23 protein-coding genes and 1 pseudogene are annotated in these 21,390 nt (G+C 40.8%); 10 read left to right on the forward strand and 14 right to left on the reverse strand.

The window, feature by feature from the left end; all coding sequences use genetic code 11:
* Position 1 precedes the first annotated feature (1 nt).
* Positions 2-136, forward strand: a complete 135-nt coding sequence (locus tag B4U84_RS21770; RefSeq protein WP_071524776.1) for a photosystem I reaction center subunit VIII — start codon at positions 2-4, stop codon at positions 134-136.
* 207 nt (positions 137-343) lie between these two features.
* On the opposite strand, the gene B4U84_RS21775 is transcribed toward B4U84_RS21770, so the two are convergent.
* The 6 genes from B4U84_RS21775 to B4U84_RS21800 form a co-directional block, all read right to left on the reverse strand.
* Positions 344-463: a photosystem II reaction center protein J gene (locus tag B4U84_RS21775; protein WP_016871440.1), complete on the reverse strand. Its 120-nt coding sequence runs from the start codon at positions 461-463 to the stop codon at positions 344-346.
* A gap of 123 nt (positions 464-586) precedes the next feature.
* A complete protein-coding gene (gene psbL / locus B4U84_RS21780) occupies positions 587-706 on the reverse strand; it encodes a photosystem II reaction center protein PsbL (RefSeq protein ID WP_015209609.1) in 120 nt (39 codons plus the stop codon).
* 9 nt (positions 707-715) lie between these two features.
* The gene (gene psbF / locus B4U84_RS21785; protein WP_196797829.1) at positions 716-847 is read right to left on the reverse strand and encodes a cytochrome b559 subunit beta; all 132 of its coding nucleotides are present in this window, start codon (positions 845-847) and stop codon (positions 716-718) included.
* 9 nt (positions 848-856) lie between these two features.
* A complete protein-coding gene (gene psbE, locus B4U84_RS21790; RefSeq protein ID WP_016861091.1) occupies positions 857-1,105 on the reverse strand; it encodes a cytochrome b559 subunit alpha in 249 nt (82 codons plus the stop codon).
* Positions 1,106-1,345: 240 nt separating this feature from the next.
* On the reverse strand, positions 1,346-2,356 hold the full coding sequence (locus B4U84_RS21795) for a photosynthesis system II assembly factor Ycf48 (protein WP_044449397.1): 1,011 nt from the start codon (positions 2,354-2,356) through the stop codon (positions 1,346-1,348).
* A 120-nt stretch (positions 2,357-2,476) separates the two neighbouring features.
* Complete coding sequence (locus B4U84_RS21800; protein ID WP_017311262.1) at positions 2,477-2,812, reverse strand: rubredoxin; 336 nt, start codon at positions 2,810-2,812, stop codon at positions 2,477-2,479.
* A 192-nt stretch (positions 2,813-3,004) separates the two neighbouring features.
* On the opposite strand from B4U84_RS21800, the gene ndhC reads away from it, so the two are divergent.
* From ndhC to B4U84_RS21820, 4 genes are all read left to right on the forward strand, one after another.
* A complete protein-coding gene (ndhC, locus tag B4U84_RS21805) occupies positions 3,005-3,367 on the forward strand; it encodes a photosynthetic/respiratory NAD(P)H-quinone oxidoreductase subunit C (RefSeq protein WP_026081953.1) in 363 nt (120 codons plus the stop codon).
* Positions 3,358-4,101 carry a photosynthetic/respiratory NAD(P)H-quinone oxidoreductase subunit K gene (gene ndhK, locus B4U84_RS21810; RefSeq protein ID WP_131120545.1) on the forward strand — a complete coding sequence of 248 codons (744 nt, stop codon included), beginning with the start codon at positions 3,358-3,360 and terminating at the stop codon, positions 4,099-4,101. The genes ndhC and ndhK overlap by 10 nt, the downstream gene beginning before the upstream one ends.
* Positions 4,094-4,621 (forward strand): NAD(P)H-quinone oxidoreductase subunit J, encoded by a 528-nt coding sequence (locus tag B4U84_RS21815; RefSeq protein ID WP_017311265.1) that lies wholly within the window; start codon positions 4,094-4,096, stop codon positions 4,619-4,621. Before ndhK ends, B4U84_RS21815 begins: the two co-directional genes overlap by 8 nt.
* A 273-nt stretch (positions 4,622-4,894) precedes the next feature.
* Positions 4,895-5,719 (forward strand): class I SAM-dependent methyltransferase, encoded by an 825-nt coding sequence (locus B4U84_RS21820; protein WP_044449401.1) that lies wholly within the window; start codon positions 4,895-4,897, stop codon positions 5,717-5,719.
* Positions 5,720-6,114: 395 nt separating this feature from the next.
* Here the strand turns inward: B4U84_RS21820 and B4U84_RS21825 are convergent.
* The 3 genes and pseudogenes from B4U84_RS21825 to B4U84_RS21835 all read right to left on the reverse strand — a co-directional run bounded on the left by B4U84_RS21825 (position 6,115) and on the right by B4U84_RS21835 (position 8,283).
* Positions 6,115-7,348 (reverse strand): annotated as a pseudogene (locus B4U84_RS21825) (transposase).
* A 210-nt stretch (positions 7,349-7,558) separates the two neighbouring features.
* Positions 7,559-7,840, reverse strand: coding sequence for a hypothetical protein (locus B4U84_RS21830; RefSeq protein ID WP_131120546.1), 282 nt, complete (start codon positions 7,838-7,840; stop codon positions 7,559-7,561).
* Between the two features lie 11 nt (positions 7,841-7,851).
* Positions 7,852-8,283 carry a hypothetical protein gene (locus B4U84_RS21835; protein WP_131120547.1) on the reverse strand — a complete coding sequence of 144 codons (432 nt, stop codon included), beginning with the start codon at positions 8,281-8,283 and terminating at the stop codon, positions 7,852-7,854.
* Positions 8,284-9,233: 950 nt separating this feature from the next.
* Between B4U84_RS21835 and tpiA the strand changes: the two genes are divergently transcribed.
* Complete coding sequence (gene tpiA / locus B4U84_RS21840) at positions 9,234-9,926, forward strand: triose-phosphate isomerase (protein ID WP_044449405.1); 693 nt, start codon at positions 9,234-9,236, stop codon at positions 9,924-9,926.
* A gap of 43 nt (positions 9,927-9,969) precedes the next feature.
* Entirely contained in the window at positions 9,970-10,830 is an 861-nt protein-coding gene (folP, locus tag B4U84_RS21845; RefSeq protein ID WP_131121029.1) for a dihydropteroate synthase, read from the forward strand.
* Between the two features lie 82 nt (positions 10,831-10,912).
* Here the strand turns inward: folP and B4U84_RS21850 are convergent, their stop codons facing one another.
* The 5 genes from B4U84_RS21850 to B4U84_RS21870 all read right to left on the reverse strand — a co-directional run bounded on the left by B4U84_RS21850 (position 10,913) and on the right by B4U84_RS21870 (position 18,110).
* Complete coding sequence (locus B4U84_RS21850; RefSeq protein ID WP_017311269.1) at positions 10,913-11,752, reverse strand: SPFH domain-containing protein; 840 nt, start codon at positions 11,750-11,752, stop codon at positions 10,913-10,915.
* 348 nt (positions 11,753-12,100) lie between these two features.
* Complete coding sequence (locus B4U84_RS21855; RefSeq protein ID WP_131120548.1) at positions 12,101-13,849, reverse strand: alpha/beta hydrolase; 1,749 nt, start codon at positions 13,847-13,849, stop codon at positions 12,101-12,103.
* Between the two features lie 145 nt (positions 13,850-13,994).
* The gene (locus B4U84_RS21860) at positions 13,995-15,491 is read right to left on the reverse strand and encodes an SLBB domain-containing protein (RefSeq protein ID WP_017311271.1); all 1,497 of its coding nucleotides are present in this window, start codon (positions 15,489-15,491) and stop codon (positions 13,995-13,997) included.
* A gap of 725 nt (positions 15,492-16,216) precedes the next feature.
* Complete coding sequence (locus tag B4U84_RS21865) at positions 16,217-17,197, reverse strand: ABC transporter ATP-binding protein (RefSeq protein ID WP_017311272.1); 981 nt, start codon at positions 17,195-17,197, stop codon at positions 16,217-16,219.
* A gap of 625 nt (positions 17,198-17,822) precedes the next feature.
* Positions 17,823-18,110, reverse strand: coding sequence for a Mo-dependent nitrogenase C-terminal domain-containing protein (locus tag B4U84_RS21870; protein WP_026081955.1), 288 nt, complete (start codon positions 18,108-18,110; stop codon positions 17,823-17,825).
* Between the two features lie 388 nt (positions 18,111-18,498).
* On the opposite strand from B4U84_RS21870, the gene B4U84_RS21875 reads away from it, so the two are divergent.
* From B4U84_RS21875 to B4U84_RS21885, 3 genes are all read left to right on the forward strand, one after another.
* A complete protein-coding gene (locus tag B4U84_RS21875; protein ID WP_131120549.1) occupies positions 18,499-19,470 on the forward strand; it encodes an XdhC family protein in 972 nt (323 codons plus the stop codon).
* Between the two features lie 105 nt (positions 19,471-19,575).
* Positions 19,576-20,280, forward strand: a complete 705-nt coding sequence (locus B4U84_RS21880; RefSeq protein ID WP_131120550.1) for a nucleotidyltransferase family protein — start codon at positions 19,576-19,578, stop codon at positions 20,278-20,280.
* 409 nt (positions 20,281-20,689) lie between these two features.
* On the forward strand, positions 20,690-21,379 hold the full coding sequence (locus B4U84_RS21885; RefSeq protein WP_017311276.1) for a hypothetical protein: 690 nt from the start codon (positions 20,690-20,692) through the stop codon (positions 21,377-21,379).
* The last annotated feature ends 11 nt before the right edge of the window (positions 21,380-21,390 follow it).

Here is a 21,390-nt window from a genome sequence, read left to right on the forward strand (position 1 = left end):
TATGGTAACTTCACTTTTGGCTTCGTACCCTGCTTCATTCTTGTCTCCAATTCTCGTTTACAGTATTGGTTGGATTGTGCCAATTGTTGTATTTTCGTTTCTGCTGATCTACATTGAGCGCGAAGATATTGCCTAAATGAGTCATTAGTCATTAGTTATTAGTCATTAGTCATTAGTAACTGGTTAGAATTAATTAACTTTTGACACAGGACAAAGGACAAAGGACAAATGACTAAATAAAAATTAATACCGCCTATCTCTAGGAGATGGGCGGTTTTTTAATACTGATTTCTAAACAAATTGCTAGAAAATTACGGCTTTTAGTATTAGGTTCGTGCTAATTTTAGACAGCGGAACCTAGTCCAGCGTAGGCTCCATAGAAGAAAATACCTACAACAGTAATCACACCTAATCCTGCGATTGTAGCAACAATCCACAAAGGAATTCTCCCACTTCCAGACACTGTTTTCTCCTCCCTAAACGCAAAATCAACACAGATTAATTTCAATTATCAGTTATCAGTTATCAGTTATCAGTTATATAACTTTAGATTCCTGTTCACTGATTAAGTAGCGAAAGATTCCAGTTAGTTAAAGAAGTAACTGGAAAACAGAATTCCTAGAACAAAAACTAGCAGTAGTCCCAGGTACAGTGAAGTCCGGTTTAGTTCAACCGGTTGGTTATTAGGATTGGGGCTTCTTTCCATTATTTTCTCCTAGCGTTGAATAAACTGCATTGCGGCGATCGCGCCCAAAAAGAAGACAGTAGGCACAGCTAGGGTATGAACTGCCAGCCATCTGACGGTAAAAATCGGGTATTGTATTGGTTGATTATCGGTGGAATTCATAATTTCAAACTACTTGCCAATAAATTCTTCTACTTGTTGTTTTGCTTCATAACGGTTATTCACAATCGGCAATTCTTGCCGTGCTTGTGGATAATATTCGTTGGGGCGGGGTGTGCCAAACACATCGTATGCTAAACCTGTGCTGACAAATAACCAACCTGCTATGAACAATGCTGGAATGGTAATGCTATGAATTACCCAATAGCGAATGCTGGTAATAATATCCGAAAACGGACGTTCTCCAGTACTTCCTGACATTTAGATTCCTACCTGTCTTTTCAAAGCTGTTTTAATGGGTAGATCTCTTGGTTTTACCCAAGTACACTACATCTCATCTGGATGTTTGCCCCCAGACGGGACTACTACACACTCGCCCGATGGGGTTCGTGTTTATGTGGATTTTTTACATGAATTCATTATCCTATAAAGTTAAGAAAGAGTTACATCTTGCAACTTCTTTCTCAGAAATAAGCAATGAATTCTTAAACTTTTGTTACATTAAGCGGCATCAGTTTTGGCAGTAGCAGCAATATCTGGTTGATACTTTAATAGATAACCGCGATCGCCAATCACAAATCCCTGCTCAGGTGAAAAGAAAACTATTTTGTATAAATTAGCAGGAATTCCTTCCACATCACGATCTTTTTCCCAAGTTTTGCCACCATCAGGACTGTGTAACAAATTACCGCTACCACCACTAACCCAAATCTCATCTGGAGTGCGATAAGCCATATCAAGCAAACCCCAACTGGTAGCTAGTTCAGGATTTTGTGCTTCTTGCCATTTTTCAGCATCAGCAGTTTCGCTAAATTGTACCTGTCCTCCCCGTGCCAGCATCCACAACTGTCCGTTTTGGGTAAAACCCATATTCTCTACACGTCGGGAGCTATTGCGGTTATGAGGAACCCATGCATTTTGACCTGGTTCCCAAGTTGAGTAGAAATTTCCTTTGGCAGAAACAGCAACATACTTACCATCGGGGGAACGTTCCATATTCCGCACCACACCAACTGCTTCTTCTACTTGGGCTTTCCAATTTTGACCGCCGTCTGTGGTTTTGTAAATTGCTCCCACATCGGTAGCCATTTCTGCTGAATTTCCTCCTTGAGCAAGAATACTAACTGGATTTCCAGGTAGCTTTTCACTCACAGGAATTCGTAACCACGATTTACCCTCATCAGTACTGTGCAGCAACAAAGAAGGTTCACCAACAATCCATCCTTCTTGACCTTTAAAACTGACAGAGTTAAAGCGGTACTTACCATCGTCTAATTGCAGTTTAATTGGTTGCCAAGTTTCACCCCCATCTTTGGTTTCCAAAAGAGTAGCATCAGTGCCTACCAAGAAACCATGCTGAGGATTGCCAGTAAAAGCAAGATCTAATAATTTGGCATCTGTGCCTACAGAAATTATTTCCCAAGGATTGTAACTTGTAGAGGGAACCTTACTACAACCGACACATACTAGAACAACTGCAAACAGAGCAATTAGTTTTTGCCAAATTTTCATCGCATTTGTATTTATTAGTTTTTTGTTAATTTAGTTTATGGTTACTCAGTTAGGGAAGGCAGCGCCTTGGACAGTTGTCCTGGTTGTCGCAACTGCCGTATCCCTTCCTAAGAGTGCGTCCTACTGTAAGCCATAAAGACTAAGGAAAAATAAGACACCGAGAGCTAATGCCCCAAAAATCAGAATACTCTTCTGAGTGGGGGTTAATTTGTTGACACCGAAACCATAACCGAGATTTTCTTCAAAGCCAGAAGCCTTACCCGCAGGACCGACATTGGCAAAAGCATTCTTCTTGGCGCTACAAACCGGACAACGCCACGTTAGCGGCAGTTCTGCGAAGGGTGTGTCTGGGGCAATGTCATGTTTTTCGTCCCCTTTGCTGGGTTCGTAGACATAACCGCAGGCGCGACACTCGTAGCGGTCTAAAACTGAATTTTCAACAGCTTGTTCGCTCATGGCTGTGGCATGGGTGAGGGTCAAAGCTTAAATATACGTTACAAATTATGACATAATTGTTAGGTTTTTCTATAGCAAGCAAAAACGAATCAAATAACTCTGAGTCTGTTTTGCAAAACTCAGAAATCCCTAAACTATATAATGTAAAAGAAAGTAACAGGTTATTTCCACCCATAACGGTAGATATTCATTGTGTTTGTCCTCAGCGGTTACGAGTACCTTCTAGGCTTCTTGATGATTTGTAGCTTAGTGCCTGCCTTAGCTCTTGCGGCATCTAAGTTGCTGCGACCCAGCAGTCGCACTTCAGAACGGCGCACCACCTACGAATCCGGGATGGAACCCATTGGCGGAGCCTGGATTCAGTTCAATATTCGCTATTACATGTTTGCCTTAGTCTTCGTGGTATTTGACGTCGAAACGGTGTTTTTATATCCTTGGGCAGTTGCTTTCCACCGTTTAGGTCTATTGGCATTCATCGAAGCGCTAATCTTCATCGCAATTCTTGTAGTTGCTCTAGTTTATGCATGGCGCAAAGGAGCCTTGGAATGGTCTTAGATGGTAATTTAACAGCCAAAGATTTAGAACAGCAGCAAAAAGATCGCATTCTCAACCCAATTGGACGTTCGACAGTGACTCAAGAACTGTCGGAAAACGTCATTTTAACCACAGTTGATGACCTTTACAACTGGGCGCGTCTTTCTAGTCTTTGGCCTTTGTTGTTTGGTACAGCTTGCTGCTTTATTGAATTTGCAGCATTAATTGGTTCTCGCTTTGACTTCGATCGCTTTGGACTTATTCCCCGTTCTAGTCCCCGACAAGCTGATTTGATTATTACAGCCGGAACAATCACGATGAAGATGGCACCCCAATTGGTGCGTCTTTATGAACAAATGCCAGAACCGAAGTACGTGATTGCGATGGGAGCTTGTACAATTACTGGCGGGATGTTCAGCGTCGATTCTCCTTCAGCAGTACGTGGAGTCGATAAACTGATTCCGGTGGATGTGTACTTACCTGGTTGTCCACCCCGCCCAGAAGCGATTATTGATGCGATTATTAAATTACGCAAAAAAATTGCCAATGATTCTATCCAAGAGCGGGATGTGATCAAGCAAACCCACCGCTACTACAGTACGACTCACAGCATGAAATCAGTGCCACAAATCCTCACTGGTGAGTATTTGCTCAGTGATACTCGTGTTGCACCACCGAAGGAATTGAGCGAAGCGATCGGTATGCCCATACCACCTGCTTTGTTGACCCAGAAGGAGGAGGTAAACCGTGGCTGAAGAATCGAAACCAGTACCAGCAGAAGAAAAATCTCTAGAAATCTCAGCAGGTAAAGCTTCCCAGTGGTTAACGGAAAACGGCTTTGCCAATGAACCTTTACAACCGGATGTTAACGGTGTAGAGATAATTAAGGTAGAGGGAGATTTTTTACTGCCGACTTGCACTGCTTTGTATGCTTACGGGTTTAATTATCTCCAATTTCAAGGTGGAATTGATTTAGGCCCTGGACAGGAATTAGTCAGCGTTTATCACTTGGTTAAAGTTGGTGATAATGCTGATAAACCAGAAGAAGTACGTATCAAAGTTTTCTTGCCACGAGAAAATCCGAGAGTACCTTCAGTTTATTGGATTTGGAAAACAGCAGACTGGCAAGAGCGTGAATCTTACGATATGTTCGGGATTATTTACGAAGGACACCCGAATTTGAAGCGGATTTTAATGCCGGAAGATTGGGTAGGTTGGCCTTTACGTAAGGATTACGTTTCACCTGATTTTTACGAGTTGCAAGACGCTTATTAGTAGTGAATAGCACCTCATCGTGTTAACCCCCTTCTCCCGGAAAGTGGAGAGGGGGTAGTTTTTTTAACATATCTTTGGTATAAAGACATGCTCGTTTCACAGCTAGCCTTTCTTGTCAAACAATTTCGGATTTTGGATTAATGTGAGTTCGATGGATTTCATGAGCCACAATCCCGACCTCAAATAAATCCGCTTTTTTGTACCATCAAGGAATTATTGGTCAATATATTAAGACTTAGCGATTTATATTGCCGAATCTCACACAAATAAATTATGAAAAACTTAAAAGAAATAATCGCCAGTTACGCCAATAAGGACTTAGAAAAGCGCAAAAATTGGTATTCTCCAGCAGCAGAAGCTTACAACAAAGCCAGACCACATTATCCTCAAGATTTGATTCGTCAAGTTATAGATATTGCTCAACTGTCCTCGACTTCAAAAATTCTAGAGGTGGGATGTGGGCCTGCAACTGCAACGATCGCATTTGCTCCATTAGGTTGCTCCATATTATGTTTAGAACCAAACTCAGATTTTTGTCAGTTAGCTCAACACAATTGTCAACAGTATCCAAATGTAGAGATTCAAAACATATCCTTTGAAGAATGGAACTTAGAACCAGAAAAATTTGATGCTGTCTTAGCAGCGAGTTCTTTTCATTGGATACCGTCGGAAGTTGGATATCCAAAAGCAGCAAATGCTCTCAAAAAAAATGGCTATCTAATTTTATTGTGGAACAAAGAGCTTCAGCCAAGCTATCAAGTTTACCAACGTTTATCCGAAGTCTATCAAATTTACGCTCCATCCCTAGACCGATACGAAGATAGAGAAACTCAAGAAGATATCTTGAAAAATTTGGGTGAAATGATTACAGATTCTGGACAATTTAAAAACCTAGTGGATGCAAACGTTGAGTCTGAAGTTACTTATACAACTGATGAGTATTTGACGCTTTTGAACACTTATTCACCATACCTCGAATTAGAACCACAAACCAAAGAGGCTTTATTTGCACAATTGCGGAATAGAATAGACCACCAATTTGGTGGAAGTCTTCAGTTGTCATATATTTCCGCTTTTCATATTGCTCAAAAATGTTAGAATCTAACAAAAGTCCAATGACATAACCTTGTGCCTTTATTGGTTAGTGATTGTTTAGTTGTTTTATTCTATATCAATTTCAATTGATGATGTATCAAAAACATGTCTTACATCAGGTCATGCAAATTGATTTTTTATTGTTTATGAGAAATCCGCGCTGAGGAGATCCCGGCGCTTCACCGTGGCAGTCGCAGAGGCTCGCGAATCACGTTCTGCCCGACCAGAGATCTCCGCCGCCAGTGTTTGGTTGGCCTCCTTCATTGCGGCTTAATCCATTGAACCCCACTATTGCCAACCGACCTCAGAAATCAGCCCGGTGGTTGCCCACCAGGCCGATGAAATAGCCGACCACCAAAATGGGCAGCAAATCAGCGACTAGAACACCGATTCAGTAATCAGATAGAAGTAGAGGCAGGCTCAGTAGTATTGGTAAAAATTTTGGCAAGGACATGAAGAGTATGAACAACAGCTACACGACGAAGGTCAAATAAGTTTTTGCGAGAACCGACATAACGAGCCTGTTCACCTTGCCAATGACCGATATGGGATAAAGAATGCTCAACACAAACACGTTCACGGAGTTTGGCACGACCAATAGGGGTTAATTGACGTTCTCGTAACTCTCGAAATAATTGTTCTTCTGGGTGAATCGAAATACTGCGTCCGCGTGGTGAGGTGGTGCAAGATTCCCTAAGAGGACAAGTTGCACAAAGCAATTGTGGAAATTGGACTTTACCACCCAAAGTAAAAGGTAAAGTTACCTGATTGGGACAACAAATAGTACCATTGTCCCAATCCAACACGAATGCAGTTTTCCCAAATTTTGTACCGTTGTGCACGACCCAAGCCTTACAGTATATACTCAGTTGCTCACTACGATTTTTAACGAACGTGCTACTTAAGTAAGCTCGGTCAATATGCAATTCGGTAAGTTCAACATCTTGTGTTTGTAAGTCCTGAGTAATCGCATCGGTTACTGATGCTTCTGGGACATTAGCTTTGGTAATACCAACAGCGCGAATCATTCCGTTGTCTAAATCTCGTAAAACATGACGTTTATAGCCATCAATTTTCTGGCTACGGCTTTTACGTCCATGTCTCATCTCTTCGTCTTCAACTGAAATACGTCGTTCTTTGGCAACACCAGAGCGCAGTTTCACCTCACCATTGGCATCAACTTCCACATCCTGTGTTTCGATTTGTCTTGCTGTCTCAAGAGTTGAACGAAGTAGTTCTCTCAATTAGTCTTCGGTCAAGTCCTTGGATAATTAGCGCCGTGCGAAATCTCGCCAGTGTTGCCTGAGAAAAGGGAGCTTGTTCGCAATCCATGCAATCTACTACCAACTGCCAACGCCTGTCCATGATCAATGCTTCAATTGCTTCCGCATCCGAGGCTCCTGTGTAGGCTTGCAAGATTGTTGTCAAAGCTAACTGTGCTGGTGGTACTGGTGGATGCCCTTTCCGAGAATCTGCGTACAGCCTACTCAGTTCCTCTTGAAATTGCTCATCAAATATTTGATGTCGGTATTGCCGCAAAAACACAAATAGCTTTGCTCTTTTGATGCGCTTGACGATTTTTTGCTCTTGAGCATTAAGTTCGGTCGGTGGATGCCAATGGACTGGACGCATACGTATACTCTCGGTTTTTCATGCATCTGTATAACATCGAATATACCTGAAACATGAGCGCACTTTTCCTTGAGAGTTGATCAAATCTCTATGTTCCATTACTAATAGCTACAATCATTACCTGATAAGATTTTGCTCTATTTTTACCTTCACCCTGTTACTCTATATGAGCTTGATTTGCTCTCGTTTCTCCATTACTGAATCGGTGTTCTAGTCGCGGAGCAGTTTGGTTAGAGCCAAGCGGCGGAGTCCGCGGCGACGCAGGGCACGGCGACCGATTAACAGGCGCACAAGTCGGTCGTCGTCGCCCTCAATGTCGTCTTCATCCTCGTCCTCATCACCCCGCTCGCGAAGCAATTCGGTCACAAGCAAGCGGCGGAGTCCGCGGCGACGTAGGGCGCGGCGACCAATTAACAAGCGCAGTGCATCCCCGTTCTCGCCACCGCCCTCGATCTCATCTCTCAACTCGTCTCTCAATTTAGTTTCCAACATTTCACCCTCCATTAGCTATATTTAGGGATTTTGGTTTTCTCCTTGCCAAACAGTCGGTGGAGAAGTTGGTGGCGAAGCAGTCGGCGCAGAACTAGTTGACGTATTAATCGACGGCGCAACCGACTCACAACAGCCCCGCGTCTGGGTGTGAAGAACCCGGTTATGAGAAGTCCCCGAAGGACTCTCTCCTCATCGTCGTCCTCATCGTCCTCATCGTCCTCATCAAGCGCACTAGCGACGCCGGCCTCAAAGGCTGTCTCAAGAGCAATCTCAATTTCCTCTACCTCATCCTCGCCGGCCAGCTTCGCACACTCTTCCTCTGAGAGTTCTTCACGCTCTCCGTCCTTATCGACCTTCTCGACCTTGACGATTTCGTGGGTCCCTGCGTTGATCGTCATCACCAGCTGCTCGGTCTGTTTCGATCTGGCTGTATTTTCGACCATAGGTATTGTTAATATGTCACTAAACTCAGATTGTCAGGGCATGAGAATCATTGGAACAGAAAACCGAGTTAAGCTTAAAAGTCTTATCGCCTCAGAAGGTAACCCACCCCTTAAAAGAGTGGAATTGAAACAAGAGGTTTTTATACCTTGCTATTGCGCTATCTTGGTATAATCATCGCTTTAAACCGAAAACTAGGCTTTAGACTCAAAACTAAAGTCTTGATTGACACGCTTAACCTTCTGGTTTCTGCCCTCGATTCTCTTGCCTTTCTTTAGTAAATAACTTAAAAAAAATTTTTTCTCTATCTAACGAGATAGAGTTTGCTACTTTTTGTATAAGTTTATTCAATGAATCACTTTTCCCTTATTTGTTATGAAGCTTCCTTGTTGGAGGGGTTTATTATTTGCCGTGCGACTGGTCATTGGGCATTGATGATGTAATCGCGCTACTGTTTTTCGCGTCTGGTCACGACCTCAGTTATCAAGTCCGCCTTCATGTTCAAATACCAGTCGCAGAAGCTGTTGTTAAAGATAAAAAACAAAGGCTCACAGACAATTAGAAGGGAAAATGTGAATCCCAAGAATTTGGGCATTTTGTTAATGACAATTCGTCACTAACAGAGCGTCAAGTTATCCCAAAGCGCGATCGCCCCATCGCGCCCAACCACATTCACCACGCACCATAAACTATTGGACTTTGGACAAAAAAGTCACGGTATAGGAGAAACGAGGATGTCTTTAGATCTGCTCGGAATCGTCGTTTGTGCTGTTTTGGGGACTGTCAACCAATTAACTTAATGCTACCCACGCACTTGTGTGAAGTTACTTTTTCCGGGATGAACTAGAGCCTTTGTTACCCAAAATGTTCTAGAGTGAAGATTGCATTGTGTATAGTTTTGAGCTTGACGAAATCACCTGTGCGGAAAATAGTAATTGCCGGAAACTGGAAAATGTACAAAACTCAGGCAGAGTCCCAAGAGTTTTTACAAGAATTTCTGCCTGCTTTAGAAGAGACTCCCCAAGGCAGAGAAGTGGTGTTGTGCGTCCCCTTCACTGATTTAAATATTTTATCTAAGAGTTTGCATGGTAGCCGTGTACAACTGGGGGCGCAAAATGTCCATTGGGAAGAAAGTGGTGCCTATACGGGTGAAATTTCCGGGCCGATGTTACAAGAAGTAGGAATACGCTATGTAATTGTCGGTCATAGTGAACGACGGCAGTATTTTGGGGAAACGGATGACACCGTCAATTTACGCCTCAAAGCTGCTCAAAAGAATGGTTTGACCCCAATTTTGTGTGTAGGCGAAACAAAGCAACAACGAGATGCGGGAGAAACAGAATCGCTAATTATTAGCCAGCTAGAAAAAGGTCTAGTGAATGTTGATCAGACAAATTTAGTCATTGCTTACGAACCGATTTGGGCAATTGGTACTGGTGATACCTGTGAAACCAATGAAGCCAATCGCGTTATCGGCGTCATTCGCAAGCAATTAAAAAATCCTGATGTCCCAATTCAGTATGGCGGTTCAGTCAAACCGAATAATATTGATGAAATTATGACCCAGCCAGAAATTGATGGCGTGTTAGTGGGAGGAGCAAGTTTAGAACCTGCAAGTTTTTCCCGGATTGTGAATTATAAGTGAATTACAAATAATTTGGTGGGCAATGCCCACCTACCCTGTGGAGATGATAAGCAACTTAATTATTCGCGATCGCGCCTTTGAATGGGGACAGCGAACTTATTTGATGGGTGTGTTAAATGTCACCCCTGACAGTTTTAGTGATGGTGGGGAATTTAATGCGATCGCTACTGCTTTGGCACAGGCGCAGGCACTCCAAGCCGCTGGAGCTGATATTATTGATATTGGTGGTCAATCAACCCGACCAGGAGCAGAGCAAATTTCAACAACTGAGGAACTTGACCGTGTTTTACCTGTATTGCAGGTATTACGTCCAGAAATTTCCGTACCAATTTCTGTAGATACGACACGCTCTGAAGTGGCGATCGCTGCGGTCAAAGCCGGTGCAGATATAGTTAATGACATTTCTGGAGGCATGTTTGACCCACAAATGTTACCTTCTGTAGCAAAATTGGGTGTGCCTATTATTTTAATGCATATCCGTGGAAACCCGCAAGATATGCAAAAAATGACTGATTATCAAGATTTGATGGGTGAAATTTGTCATTTCTTATCAGAACGAATTGCAGCAGCAATAGCCGCAGGTATTAATCAAGCACAAATTATTATTGATCCTGGCATTGGTTTTGCCAAGAACTACGAGCAAAATTTAGAAATTTTTCGCCGCTTGCCAGAACTAAAGAAGCTCAATTGCCCTATTTTGGTAGGGCCATCGCGTAAAAGTTTTATTGGTCGCATTTTAGACCAACCAGACCCAAAAGCCCGTATCTGGGGAACGGCTGCGGCGTGTTGTGCTGCAATCTTTACAGGAGCCGATATCCTGCGGGTTCACGATGTCAAACAAATGCATGATGTTTGCTTAGTTACAGATGCAATTTTTCGACAGTCATCCGATTTTAGATTTTAGATTACTCTTTGAGAAGCCGAAGAAGGCGCGTCTATGGATTTTGGATTTTGGATTGACAAATGACAAATGACAAATGACCTTGTTACAAAGAACCATTCTCTGATTTCTTGTTATTACCTTCTTGAGATATTGTCTCTGAGATCAGATCCATCATATCAGCCGATTTTCCAGGGTCTACAAACACGACTTTAGCATTTTCACTTTCACCTAGTTTGTAGCTGGCATTAATATAATCCTGTGCTACAAGATACCGCAGAATATCCTTGCTTTCGGAGCTAGTACGTAACGCTTCCGAAATGATTTCCATCGATCTCTTAGTTCCTTCTGCTTTTTTAACTGCGGCTTGTCGTTCTCCTTCTGCTTCTAAAATAGCAGCACGACTTTTAATTTCAGCAGCTCGCTGCTCTTCCATCGACTTTCGTACACTTTCGGGTAAGGTAATACTTTGAATATCTACACGAATAACTTCTACTCCCCACTTTGGTGTGATTGCATTTAAAGCATCTAGTATGGCTTTATCCATATCACTACGGGAGACATTCGTTTCTTCCAAGGTGTGTTGAGCCAGGATTTCTCTGATAGTGGTTGTAGACAATTGTGTCAAGGCGCTTTGCAAGTCTTCTATCTCGTAATAACTTCTTTTGATATCTTGAATATGCCAGAACACCACTGCATCAATTTCGACGTAGATATTATCTTTAGTGATAATGTTTTGAGGTTTGATGTCTAAAATTTGTTCTCTTTTCGTATCTTCCATTACTATTTGATCTAGCAAAGGAATAATAAAGTTTAGTCCTGGGTCGAGTTTGCGATGATACTTGCCCAAACGCTCCACCAAAGCTTCATTTCCTTCATTAATTAGTTTGGCAGAGCCTAAAGCATAGCCTATAAGGACTAAAACTATAGCAATAATTGGTTCCATACATGCTCCTGATTCAGCTTTGAGGGAATTTACTTTTTACTTTAAGGACTTAATTTTAGTCTGTCCTAATTTTTTGTGTTTATAGTTTGAATATAGTCATTAAAGCCAAGCACTAGAGAGCGAAGGCTTTCGATAAGTTCTTATCACAACTAGCGCGTTCAGACAATACCTCTAGGAGTAGGCAAGGCTATTAAAGCACTTTCACAGCCATAGTTGCAAGCGCTAATTTGTGATTAAATTTAACGTGGGTTCGGTAGATTTGATGAGCAACAACATCTCGCCTCAAATAAATAGCTGGCTCATAGCTAAAACCCCCTTCAAGTGGCTTAAAGGGCTGATTTATTCAGTCTACTTTGTTTGAAGGTTTGCGTCTGTTGCTCCCTTTCTCCTTTCCCCTTTCTCCGATCCCCGTACTCTATGAGAAGCCGCTGACGCGTCTACGCGTAGCGTCTCCTCTGGAGAATCCCCTTTTACCCAAGGTTTGAGATTTTCTGGTAATTCTGAAACAAGACTCAAGGGTAGAGAGGATGTAGAAAAAGATTGAGCATAAGCTGGTGTCAGAAACGGTTGATAAGTTTTGGCTTCTGATGTCTGTTGTTTGATAAATGCCAAACTTACACCTTGTAGCAACTGACGTAAGGCTTTAGTTTGTTCACCCCGTAGTTCTTTGACAATAGTAGTAGTATCACTGGACTGGTAGTTAGGATCGCTAATACTCAAGTGCGTACCACCAACAGCACTGAGTAAATATTTTTCGCCTCCTAAGTTGCTAAAAGGTGTAATTTGATGCTTGAGAGCGGGAGTGAGAGGATCTTCAGTTCCAGTTAATATTAGAACTGGTTTTTTGACTCTAGATAACCCGTTTCGATCAAACAGATCACCAATTAGAGGGTTAAGAGCGATCGCACTTTTAACTCTTTCATCTTTGAGTTGAAGTTTTCGTTCTGGTAAAGAAGCTGCTGCACACTGTAACCAATCACCAGCAGCTTGACCAATACCTAAAGAATTTTTACAGAATTGCCGCAATTGTTGCAAGTCAACTTCTGCTCCTAGTAAAGCTAAAGCAGTATAACCACCCAAAGAATGACCAATCACAGTCACTTGATTTGTATTGAATTCTCCTTGTAGCTGTCCTGGTTGGTTATTTAGTTTTGCTAGTTCGTTGAGTGCAAAGCTGATATCCTTGGGTCGGTCAATAAATTCAGTTGCAGGTAATAATCTGTTGAGGTTAGCTTGATTTGAGGCTCTACTAATAGCAGTGACGTTGCTACCTGGATGTTCAATTGCAGCGACAGTAATCCCGTAGGAAGCAAGATGATGAGCTAAGTACTTCAAAAATTGACGATTTGCTCCAAATCCGTGAGAAATTACAACCATTGGATTTTGGGCATTGTCATCACTCCAATAAATATCTACGGGTATAATACGATTTCTTTGTCGGTCTTGGAGAGTAAATGTCTGTTGCTGGACTGTTTGTTTCCCAGGAGTTGCAGGATTAAACTTAGTTGGTAATAATATGCTATTTTTAGCAGCTTCTTGCCGTGATAATACTGACCCAAAAAGTTGACTTTGCCAGTAGTTCGGGTTTAATTCCAACGCCACAGAAACTGCTTCCGAGGCATCTACTGTTACATTTTGTTCTGGGTATGCCCGTAAAAATCCTAATGCACTCAAACCATTGACTTGCCGCAGTGCTAAATTGAGGGTTGCTTGGAGACTTTCAGCACTACTACCTGGTATAATTGCTGACAGAGATGAAATAAATTGTTTACCTGCTGGGTTTTGCTTTAATTCTTCAACGAATTTGTCAGCAACAGCTGGATTTATTTCTAAACGTTTTGTCAGTAATTCTCTAATTTGGGGTGTGAGTATTGATGAAAATATTTGCAAATTGTCTGGTAGATTTCCAGTTTTGGCAAATTTTTCTAAATCCGCGATCGCTACTGACTGTTGAAATGGCCCTAAGCGAATAGTAACTGTTTCTGCTGCAAAAGTTGCAGGAATTGCTGTACCCCAACTCAAAGCCAGAGTTAGGGTACAAAGTAATGAATGTTTCCAGGATTTATGACGTCGCTGTCTGCCAAGCTGAAATTGCATATTAACCACTAGTTATAGTTATCAGTTATCAGTTACCAGGTATATGGTAGAGAATTTGGACTTGTCACTACAACTTTCTAGGAATTGATGTAGGGCTTAGACTCAGTAATAAAACTGATAACTGTTAACTGGTAACTGTTAACTGTTAAAAACCATCGAAGATGGATCTGATAATACCGAAGACAGTACCTATGGGATTGAAGATCGCACCGATAGTATCACCAGCTATAGCTGGATTAGAACGCTTAACAATTACAACGTCGTTGTTGCGAAGTATGGGGTTGGTTTTCTCGTTAATTCCTGCGGAGAAATCCATTTTAACTCTACGCTTAGTGACAGAACCATCAGGATTGAGACGAATCAAATCCACGACGGAACTTCTGGCTCTAGCATCATTAAACCCACCTGCTGCGAGTATAGCTTGATTCAATGAGCTATTAGGCAGAACTTCAACTCTTCCTGGATTTTTGACTTCCCCTACTATACCGACCTGCATACGCGCTGGAGACAGAGTAGTGTTGGCTAGTTGGGTAGCTTCTGCTGGGTTGACTTCGGTGGCAGTGGGGATAACGATTGTATCACCATCTTGGACAACGATGTCTTGATTGATGTCACCGCCTTGCAGTAATTGCCAGAAATTTACCTTAATTTGTTGTTCTGAGCCAGTTCTTGTTGGTCGGCGAATAATGATATCGCGAATATTAGCTTGGGTTGTGATCCCACCAGCAAGTTGAATTGCTCGTGATACAGTTGGTTGACCAGAAATAGCTGGCGCACCAGTTCCAGTTGTTGTTCCAGCACCTGCACCCTCAGCTTGTCCTTGAGTGACAAGATAGGTTCCTGGGCGGTTGACTTCACCAGTTACCGCTACTGAGCGGGGTCTGGTAATATCAGCTGCAAAGCTAGCAGCTGCTAAGTTACGCGCATCTGCCAAATTTAAGGAACTTGCTGTTGGCACAAAAACAGTGTCGCCATCCCGTAGAGTCACGTCTTGAGGTAAAGTACCTGTTTGGATGTATTTCTGTAAATCAAGGGTAATAACTTGTTCTGGACCGTATCCTAACTTCCGTCTTAGTTGTACTTTGGTGACGTCTGCGGCTTGAGTTACGCCTTGAGCTGTTGTCAGTGCTGACATTACAGTTGGGTATTGTACCCCAGGATCTTGACCTGCACCTCCTGCTAAACTGAGACTGTAAGCCCCTGGTCGTGACACTTCTCCGGCTACAGTCACATTAATAGGACGAGGCGATAACAAATTCACTGAAATGATCGGACGCTTCAAATAAGTTTTATAAGCACATTCAATAACGTTAGCAGCCTGCTCTGTTGATAAACCCTGAACAGGTACAGTGCCAATTAAAGCTAAATTGATTGCTCCACCAGGAGGAATGGTGTACTCACCAGTGTACTCCTCTACTTCAAAGACATTGACACGGATGCGATCGCCTCCTCCTAATGTATACCCTGAGTACGCAGCTTGTGTATTTCTACTGTCAGCCAATTCTTGGTCTAGGCACTCTTTCACATTTGGTATCTGTGTCTGAGCCATGACCGCAGGTAACAAATTGGTCAACGCTAGGGTGAAAAACAGCAACCCTGCTACTGGCTGACTAAGAATTTTCCACAAACTTGTGTTAAGCATATTTACCTGAAATACCATGAGTAAAGCACTGTCTTATCAGTTTATCGTTGACTATACTTAAATATTCGGGTTCCCCAATAATATTATTTTCAGAAAAAACCCTATTCTTCAGAAAAGAGATCGTATGTAGATTTTGAATTTTTAATGAAGCTAATTGGTATTAGCTTTTTGATATACTTTATTGTCAAGAAAAAGATTGTGGCAATAATTACAATCAATTTAGTTAACAGTTAGTTGGATTTTTCCATAATGTCATGATCGATTGAATGATTTGTGATATTTTAACGATAATTATTGAATGGCACAAGCCCCCAGTTTTATAATTAGAAGCAATCGAAAATTAAAAATCAAATCACCCTTGATTGTTAATCTCTATTTTATATAGAACTCCTATTTTAATTTTTGGAAAAAAACTCATACCAATTCTGTATGAAGATGCGCCTCATTATATAAGGAATAAACCACATAGACGCTCTCATCGGCTTCAAGGTAGAGTAGAACACAAAGAAAGAAGAAGTTAATAAAATTTGGCGCAGCCTCATAAAGAAATAGTATCAGTATATTTTTTGCTCTGGTGTTATACCATTTCACAAAAACCTGATACAAATACAGACCCTGTAGAGACGCGATATATCGCGTCTGGTACAAAATTTATATGTATCGTGATTAATGTGAATTGGTGTTAAGCGTTCGCTGTTCCCGACCTTCATGAGTAAGTTAATAAATCAAACCGGATTCCTATATTTTTGAATTTGTTGCATGAAAAACTCTTCTAAAGATAGACGAGACAAATTCATACTAATTATTTGCCCACCCATGAGATTTAGACTTGCAAAAAAATCATAGGGGTCACCTTGCAATTCACCTTGCCAATAACCATGAGATACAAATTCGAGATTAGGAATCCATTTTTGCAGAATTTCCCAATCGCCACCTTGACCTTTGACATGATATGTATTGTATGTTCCCAACAGTTCATTGAGAGAACCAGAACAAATTAATTCACCTTGAGCAAGAATGGCAATGCGATCGCAAATTTGTTCTACTTCACTTAAAATATGACTATTGAAAAAAATTGTTTTGCCTGCGGCTTTGAGTGATAATATAGCCTCTCGCATTTGCAAGCGTCCTACCGGATCTAATCCAGACATTGGTTCATCTAGAAACACCACTTCTGGATCATTAATTAGTGCTTGTGCCATACCCACTCGCTGAAGCATACCTTTAGAGTAGCGACGCATTTGCTTGTTGCGAGCATCAGCTTGGGATAAACCCACCAATTCTAGCAATTGAGGGATGCGTTGACGTTGTACTTTTGCAGGAATTTGAAATAACCCAGCTACTAGTTGTATAAATTCCCAACCAGTAAGATAATCGTAAAAATAGGGATTTTCTGGTAAGTAACCGATGCGTTCTTTGACAGTGCGATCGCCTAATGGTTTACCTAAAAGCAATCCCCGTCCAGAAGTCGGACGAATAATACTTAGTAATAATTTTAATAACGTGGTTTTACCAGCCCCATTTTGTCCCAGTAACCCAAAGGTTTCTCCTTTATAAACAGTTAAAGAACAGCTTTTGAGTGAGATAATTTTTTGATTTAAAAAAAAGCCAGTACGATAAACCTTTCGTAACTCAGAAGTGAGAACCACTGGCGACTGTTCTTGTGTATATGCTTGAAAATTAGTAGTATCTGCAACGGGCTTCATCTCGGTTAGATGGTGCTAAAAATTACATGAAAAATAACTACCATTCTAAGACATGTAGTTGCAAAATAAGTATATTCTAACTGTGTAATACTTGGTTCTCAAAAAGTCATCAATTTCCAGACACTATTAACTCATAGTCTACTTTTGGGATTGCGGGCGAGTCAACAGTATAGTCAGATAAAATTAACCGCCAAGAAGCCTTAGACGCGCAAGCGACTACCTGCACCAAGCCACTAGCCACTACGTGTCTACCGTAAGGTAGAGCGCCAAGAGTGGAGGTTTATTCATTTAGTGTGGCTTCACATTAAATTGGTATGACGTTAATATGAAATATATAAATTAAGTAAAAATTGATAAATATAGCGTAGGAATTCGGATGAAGCGATCACAATAGAATTTTTTTGAAGTTGCAAGTATTCTACTAAATATTAATATAAATAAAGTTTTTATTTGTTCTGGAGGTTTTGTCTAAACTAATTTGATTGTTCTTACCGACAAAAACCTCTAGAATTTGATTGGAAGGTGATGAGCATAAGTATATTTTCAAAGCTAATAGTGAAGAATATCAATTAAATTAATTACATTGCTATAAAATTCAGTTTGCCATTACACCTAAAATGAATTCTTAGCAATAGGCTGTAATATCTTCACCACATTCATCTGCTAGATAGCAAAGTGCTTTGAAACGTAAACTGACAACTTCTTCATAAAGAGGATTGAGTTTACACATTGGTGGAATGTGGAAAAGCTTCCGACCAAATACTACAACATCACGTTCAAAAGGACATTGTGCAGGAATAAGTTTACATAGAGAATGGGCTAATTTAGCGTTGTGAACATCGATAGATTCTAGCCATTCACGTACAGGAGAGAGTACGTCGTTTCTTCTTTGGATTTGAGTAAAGCTAGTCATGATTTTTTCCTTTAAGTTTAGAACTTCTATATTTTTTAGGCTTGGAGTTTGAACCTTTTCCCATATATATATACAGTTGGGTTCTTGAGTTTTATGCAATATTATTGGAAGTTTCTTGTTTCGATTTGAGATATCGCTTTTTGTGTATATCTCGTCTTTAGGAACACACATAACTACAAACTCTAATGACAGGTTTCCGGATAAATTCACGCATCAATTGGAATTTGGCGCTACACTGAGTAAATTTACTCTGATCACCCACTCATATTGTCTAAATCTAGAGTGCGATCGCCTTCATCCAAGCGAGTCACCCAGTCGGGTGATTTCATTGAATGAGTCAAAAGTAGACACTGGAGATTACCCAATAACTGATAACTGATAAGCAAAGTTGGAACTTATCCATTTTTATCAAGTACTTGCTGAAACCTTAGAACAAACTCCCGTTGTTATAGCTACTGTCGTCAGCACTAAAGGTTCTGTTCCCAGAGAAACCGGTGCTAAGATGCTCATCAGTAGTGACGGTAAAACCTTTGGTACAATCGGTGGTGGTGCTGGTGAAGCTAAAGTTTATCAGCAAGCGTTGCAAATATTCCAAACAGGCAAAAAGCAATCTGTAGAAATTGATTTATCTGGCGCACCATATTCACAAACCCAGGGTATTTGCGGTGGGACAATGTTGGTATGGTTAGAATTATGGTCAGGCTGTAAAGCGATTGAATTAGTCAAGAAAATTTTACAAATTTTAAATTTAGAGCAAACGGCGGTCTTAATTACGCCTTTTGATCAAGATCAAAAACCCTATTTAACAACAACGCCATCCCTGAATTCACCACTACTAGTGTATGATCAAGCTTTCATTGAATGCTTGTCACCTTCACCAAAACTGTTAATTATTGGTGCAGGACATATAGCGATTCCTTTGACGCAGGTTGCAAAGATCGCCGGTTTTCAAGTAATTGTCCAAGATGATCGTCCAGATTTTGCCACAAACCAGCGATTTCCAGAGGCTGCTATGATAATTGCTGAACCAATTATTGCTATTCAAAAAATCTTAAATCATACTTCTGATTTATATGTTGCTTTAGTCAATAGAAGCTATGTGCAAGATTTAACAGCTTTACGATTGATATTAAATTACCAACCTAAATATATCGGTATGATTGGCAGTAAAAAACGAGTCCATACTATATATAAAATCTTACAAGATGAAGGGTATGCTACAAAAATTTTACAGCAAATATATGCACCTATTGGTTTAGATATTGGTGCTTTCACTCCAGAGGAAATAGCTGTCAGTATCTGTGGTGAATTAATCAAAGTACGACGTGGTGGAACCGGATTGTCACTATCAACAAACTAGGGGTGTAATACCATTTCACAAAAATCTTGATACAAATACAGACCCTGTAGAGACGCGATATATCGCGTCTGGTACAAGATTCATATGTATCGCTATTAACGTGAAATGGTATTAGATAACCAAAAATTTGCAATTATTCTTGCTGCGGGTACTTCCATCCGCATGGGTACTTGTAAAACCGCACTACCTTGGTGGGAAGGGAAAACATTATTGAGATACCAGCTAGAACAATGGTTAATAGCTGGTTTTACACCTGTGGTAGTCTTGGGTACACATAATATTCACAGACAAACAGATTGTCCATGTGGGAGTTTGGTTGTGATTAATCCGAATACAAGTGGTGGGAAAACAACTTCTATTCTTGCAGGATTACAAAATATTCCTGAACATGCTGATATTTTAGCAATTTCTGCTGTTGATCAACCCAGAAAATCACCAGTTTATCAACAACTTCTGCAAGCACATAAATATCATTCAGCCTTAATTACTGCACCAATATATAAAAGTAAAATAGGTCATCCTTTGTTATTTGCAAAAGAGATGCGATCGCATTTAGAAAACATTCAGGAAGAAACTTTAGGATTACGTCAAGTTATTCAAGATTTCTACTCCTTAATTTGGAAAATAGAATTTCCGGATTCAGCAGTTACTCTAGATATTAATACACCTGAAGAATATGTGAAAGCAGCGAGCGATAATTTCATCCATTGGTATAGACCGATAGACAGGTTGAATATAACTCAGAAACAATATTCAATAAAATCACGTCATTACAATCTACTAAGACAAACAAGGAATATATGTCACTAACCCAGCGGCTCAAGCCGGTGGGCTTGTAAGAGGAGAATTCACCGCTCTCCAAATACGAGACTAAACAAGTGTCTAGCTAATTAAACTGAATTGTCTGGGCGTGGTAGCCCAAAACACGTTAAGAATGCCTCCCTAGTTTTTAACCTCTGTGGCAGTCAGTAGCGAAGGGATATAAACACATGGGCTTATCGCCACTTGTTATGCGTACAGAAAAAACAAATTGAGTTCAAAATTGCCTGAACGAAAGTAGAATGCAAAACTACCCCGATTTAAGTATTTCCCGTGTAACAAGATATTTGGCAGAGGGTGTATCCTCTGCTACCCCAAAAATTCAAGGCGCTTTATTACCGCTTGAGTCGCTTACCTCTCAGGTTTTAAAACCTGAGTTTCCCGTATACCAGGTACTCTTATGAATAGCTTACTTAATTGGAAATCTGGAACAACAGCATTTATGGCAATGGTGATGTCAACCAGTGCTACAGTGCCTTTATTTACTTCTGCTGCAATTGCACAACAACAACCAGCCATTTTCACTAGACCAACTCAACCGATTAGTCAGTCAAGCACAGTTTCAATTCCCCCAGGAGTGACAATTCCTGTTACTTTCAAGAAGGATAAAATTGTTGTCACTCCCGATGAAACCACATCTGTAACCTTGGAAGTTGCACAGAACGTTGTAGACGGAAATCGAAATGTTCTCATACCTGCGGGAACAAAAATTGAAGGACAATTGCAACCTAGAACTATCAATGAAGTAAAAGGTTCTCAGTTTGTCGCCGAAGAATTAATTTTTAGTGATGGTAGAAGACAGTCTATTGATGCAAGTTCCCGTGTCGTTACCAGAAAAGAAACCATCAAAAAAGGAGCTAAGACTGGTACGATACTCACAGATGCAGCTATTGGTGCAGGTGCTGCTACTGTGATTTCTCTGCTTACAGGTAACAAAAAAATTGAAACTCTAGAACCTGTAGCTGGTGGTGCTGCTGGTGCTTTAGCAAGTGTTTTACTACGTAGAAGAGAAGTAGAGGTTGTTGTCATTAACCCACAAGAAGATTTAGATGTTACTCTCAATTCTAATTTGGTTGTATCCCGCTTCTAAAATGAACAAAA

Source organism: Westiellopsis prolifica IICB1, assembly GCF_004323185.1.
Taxonomy (GTDB): Bacteria; Cyanobacteriota; Cyanobacteriia; order Cyanobacteriales; family Nostocaceae; genus Pelatocladus; species Pelatocladus prolificus_A.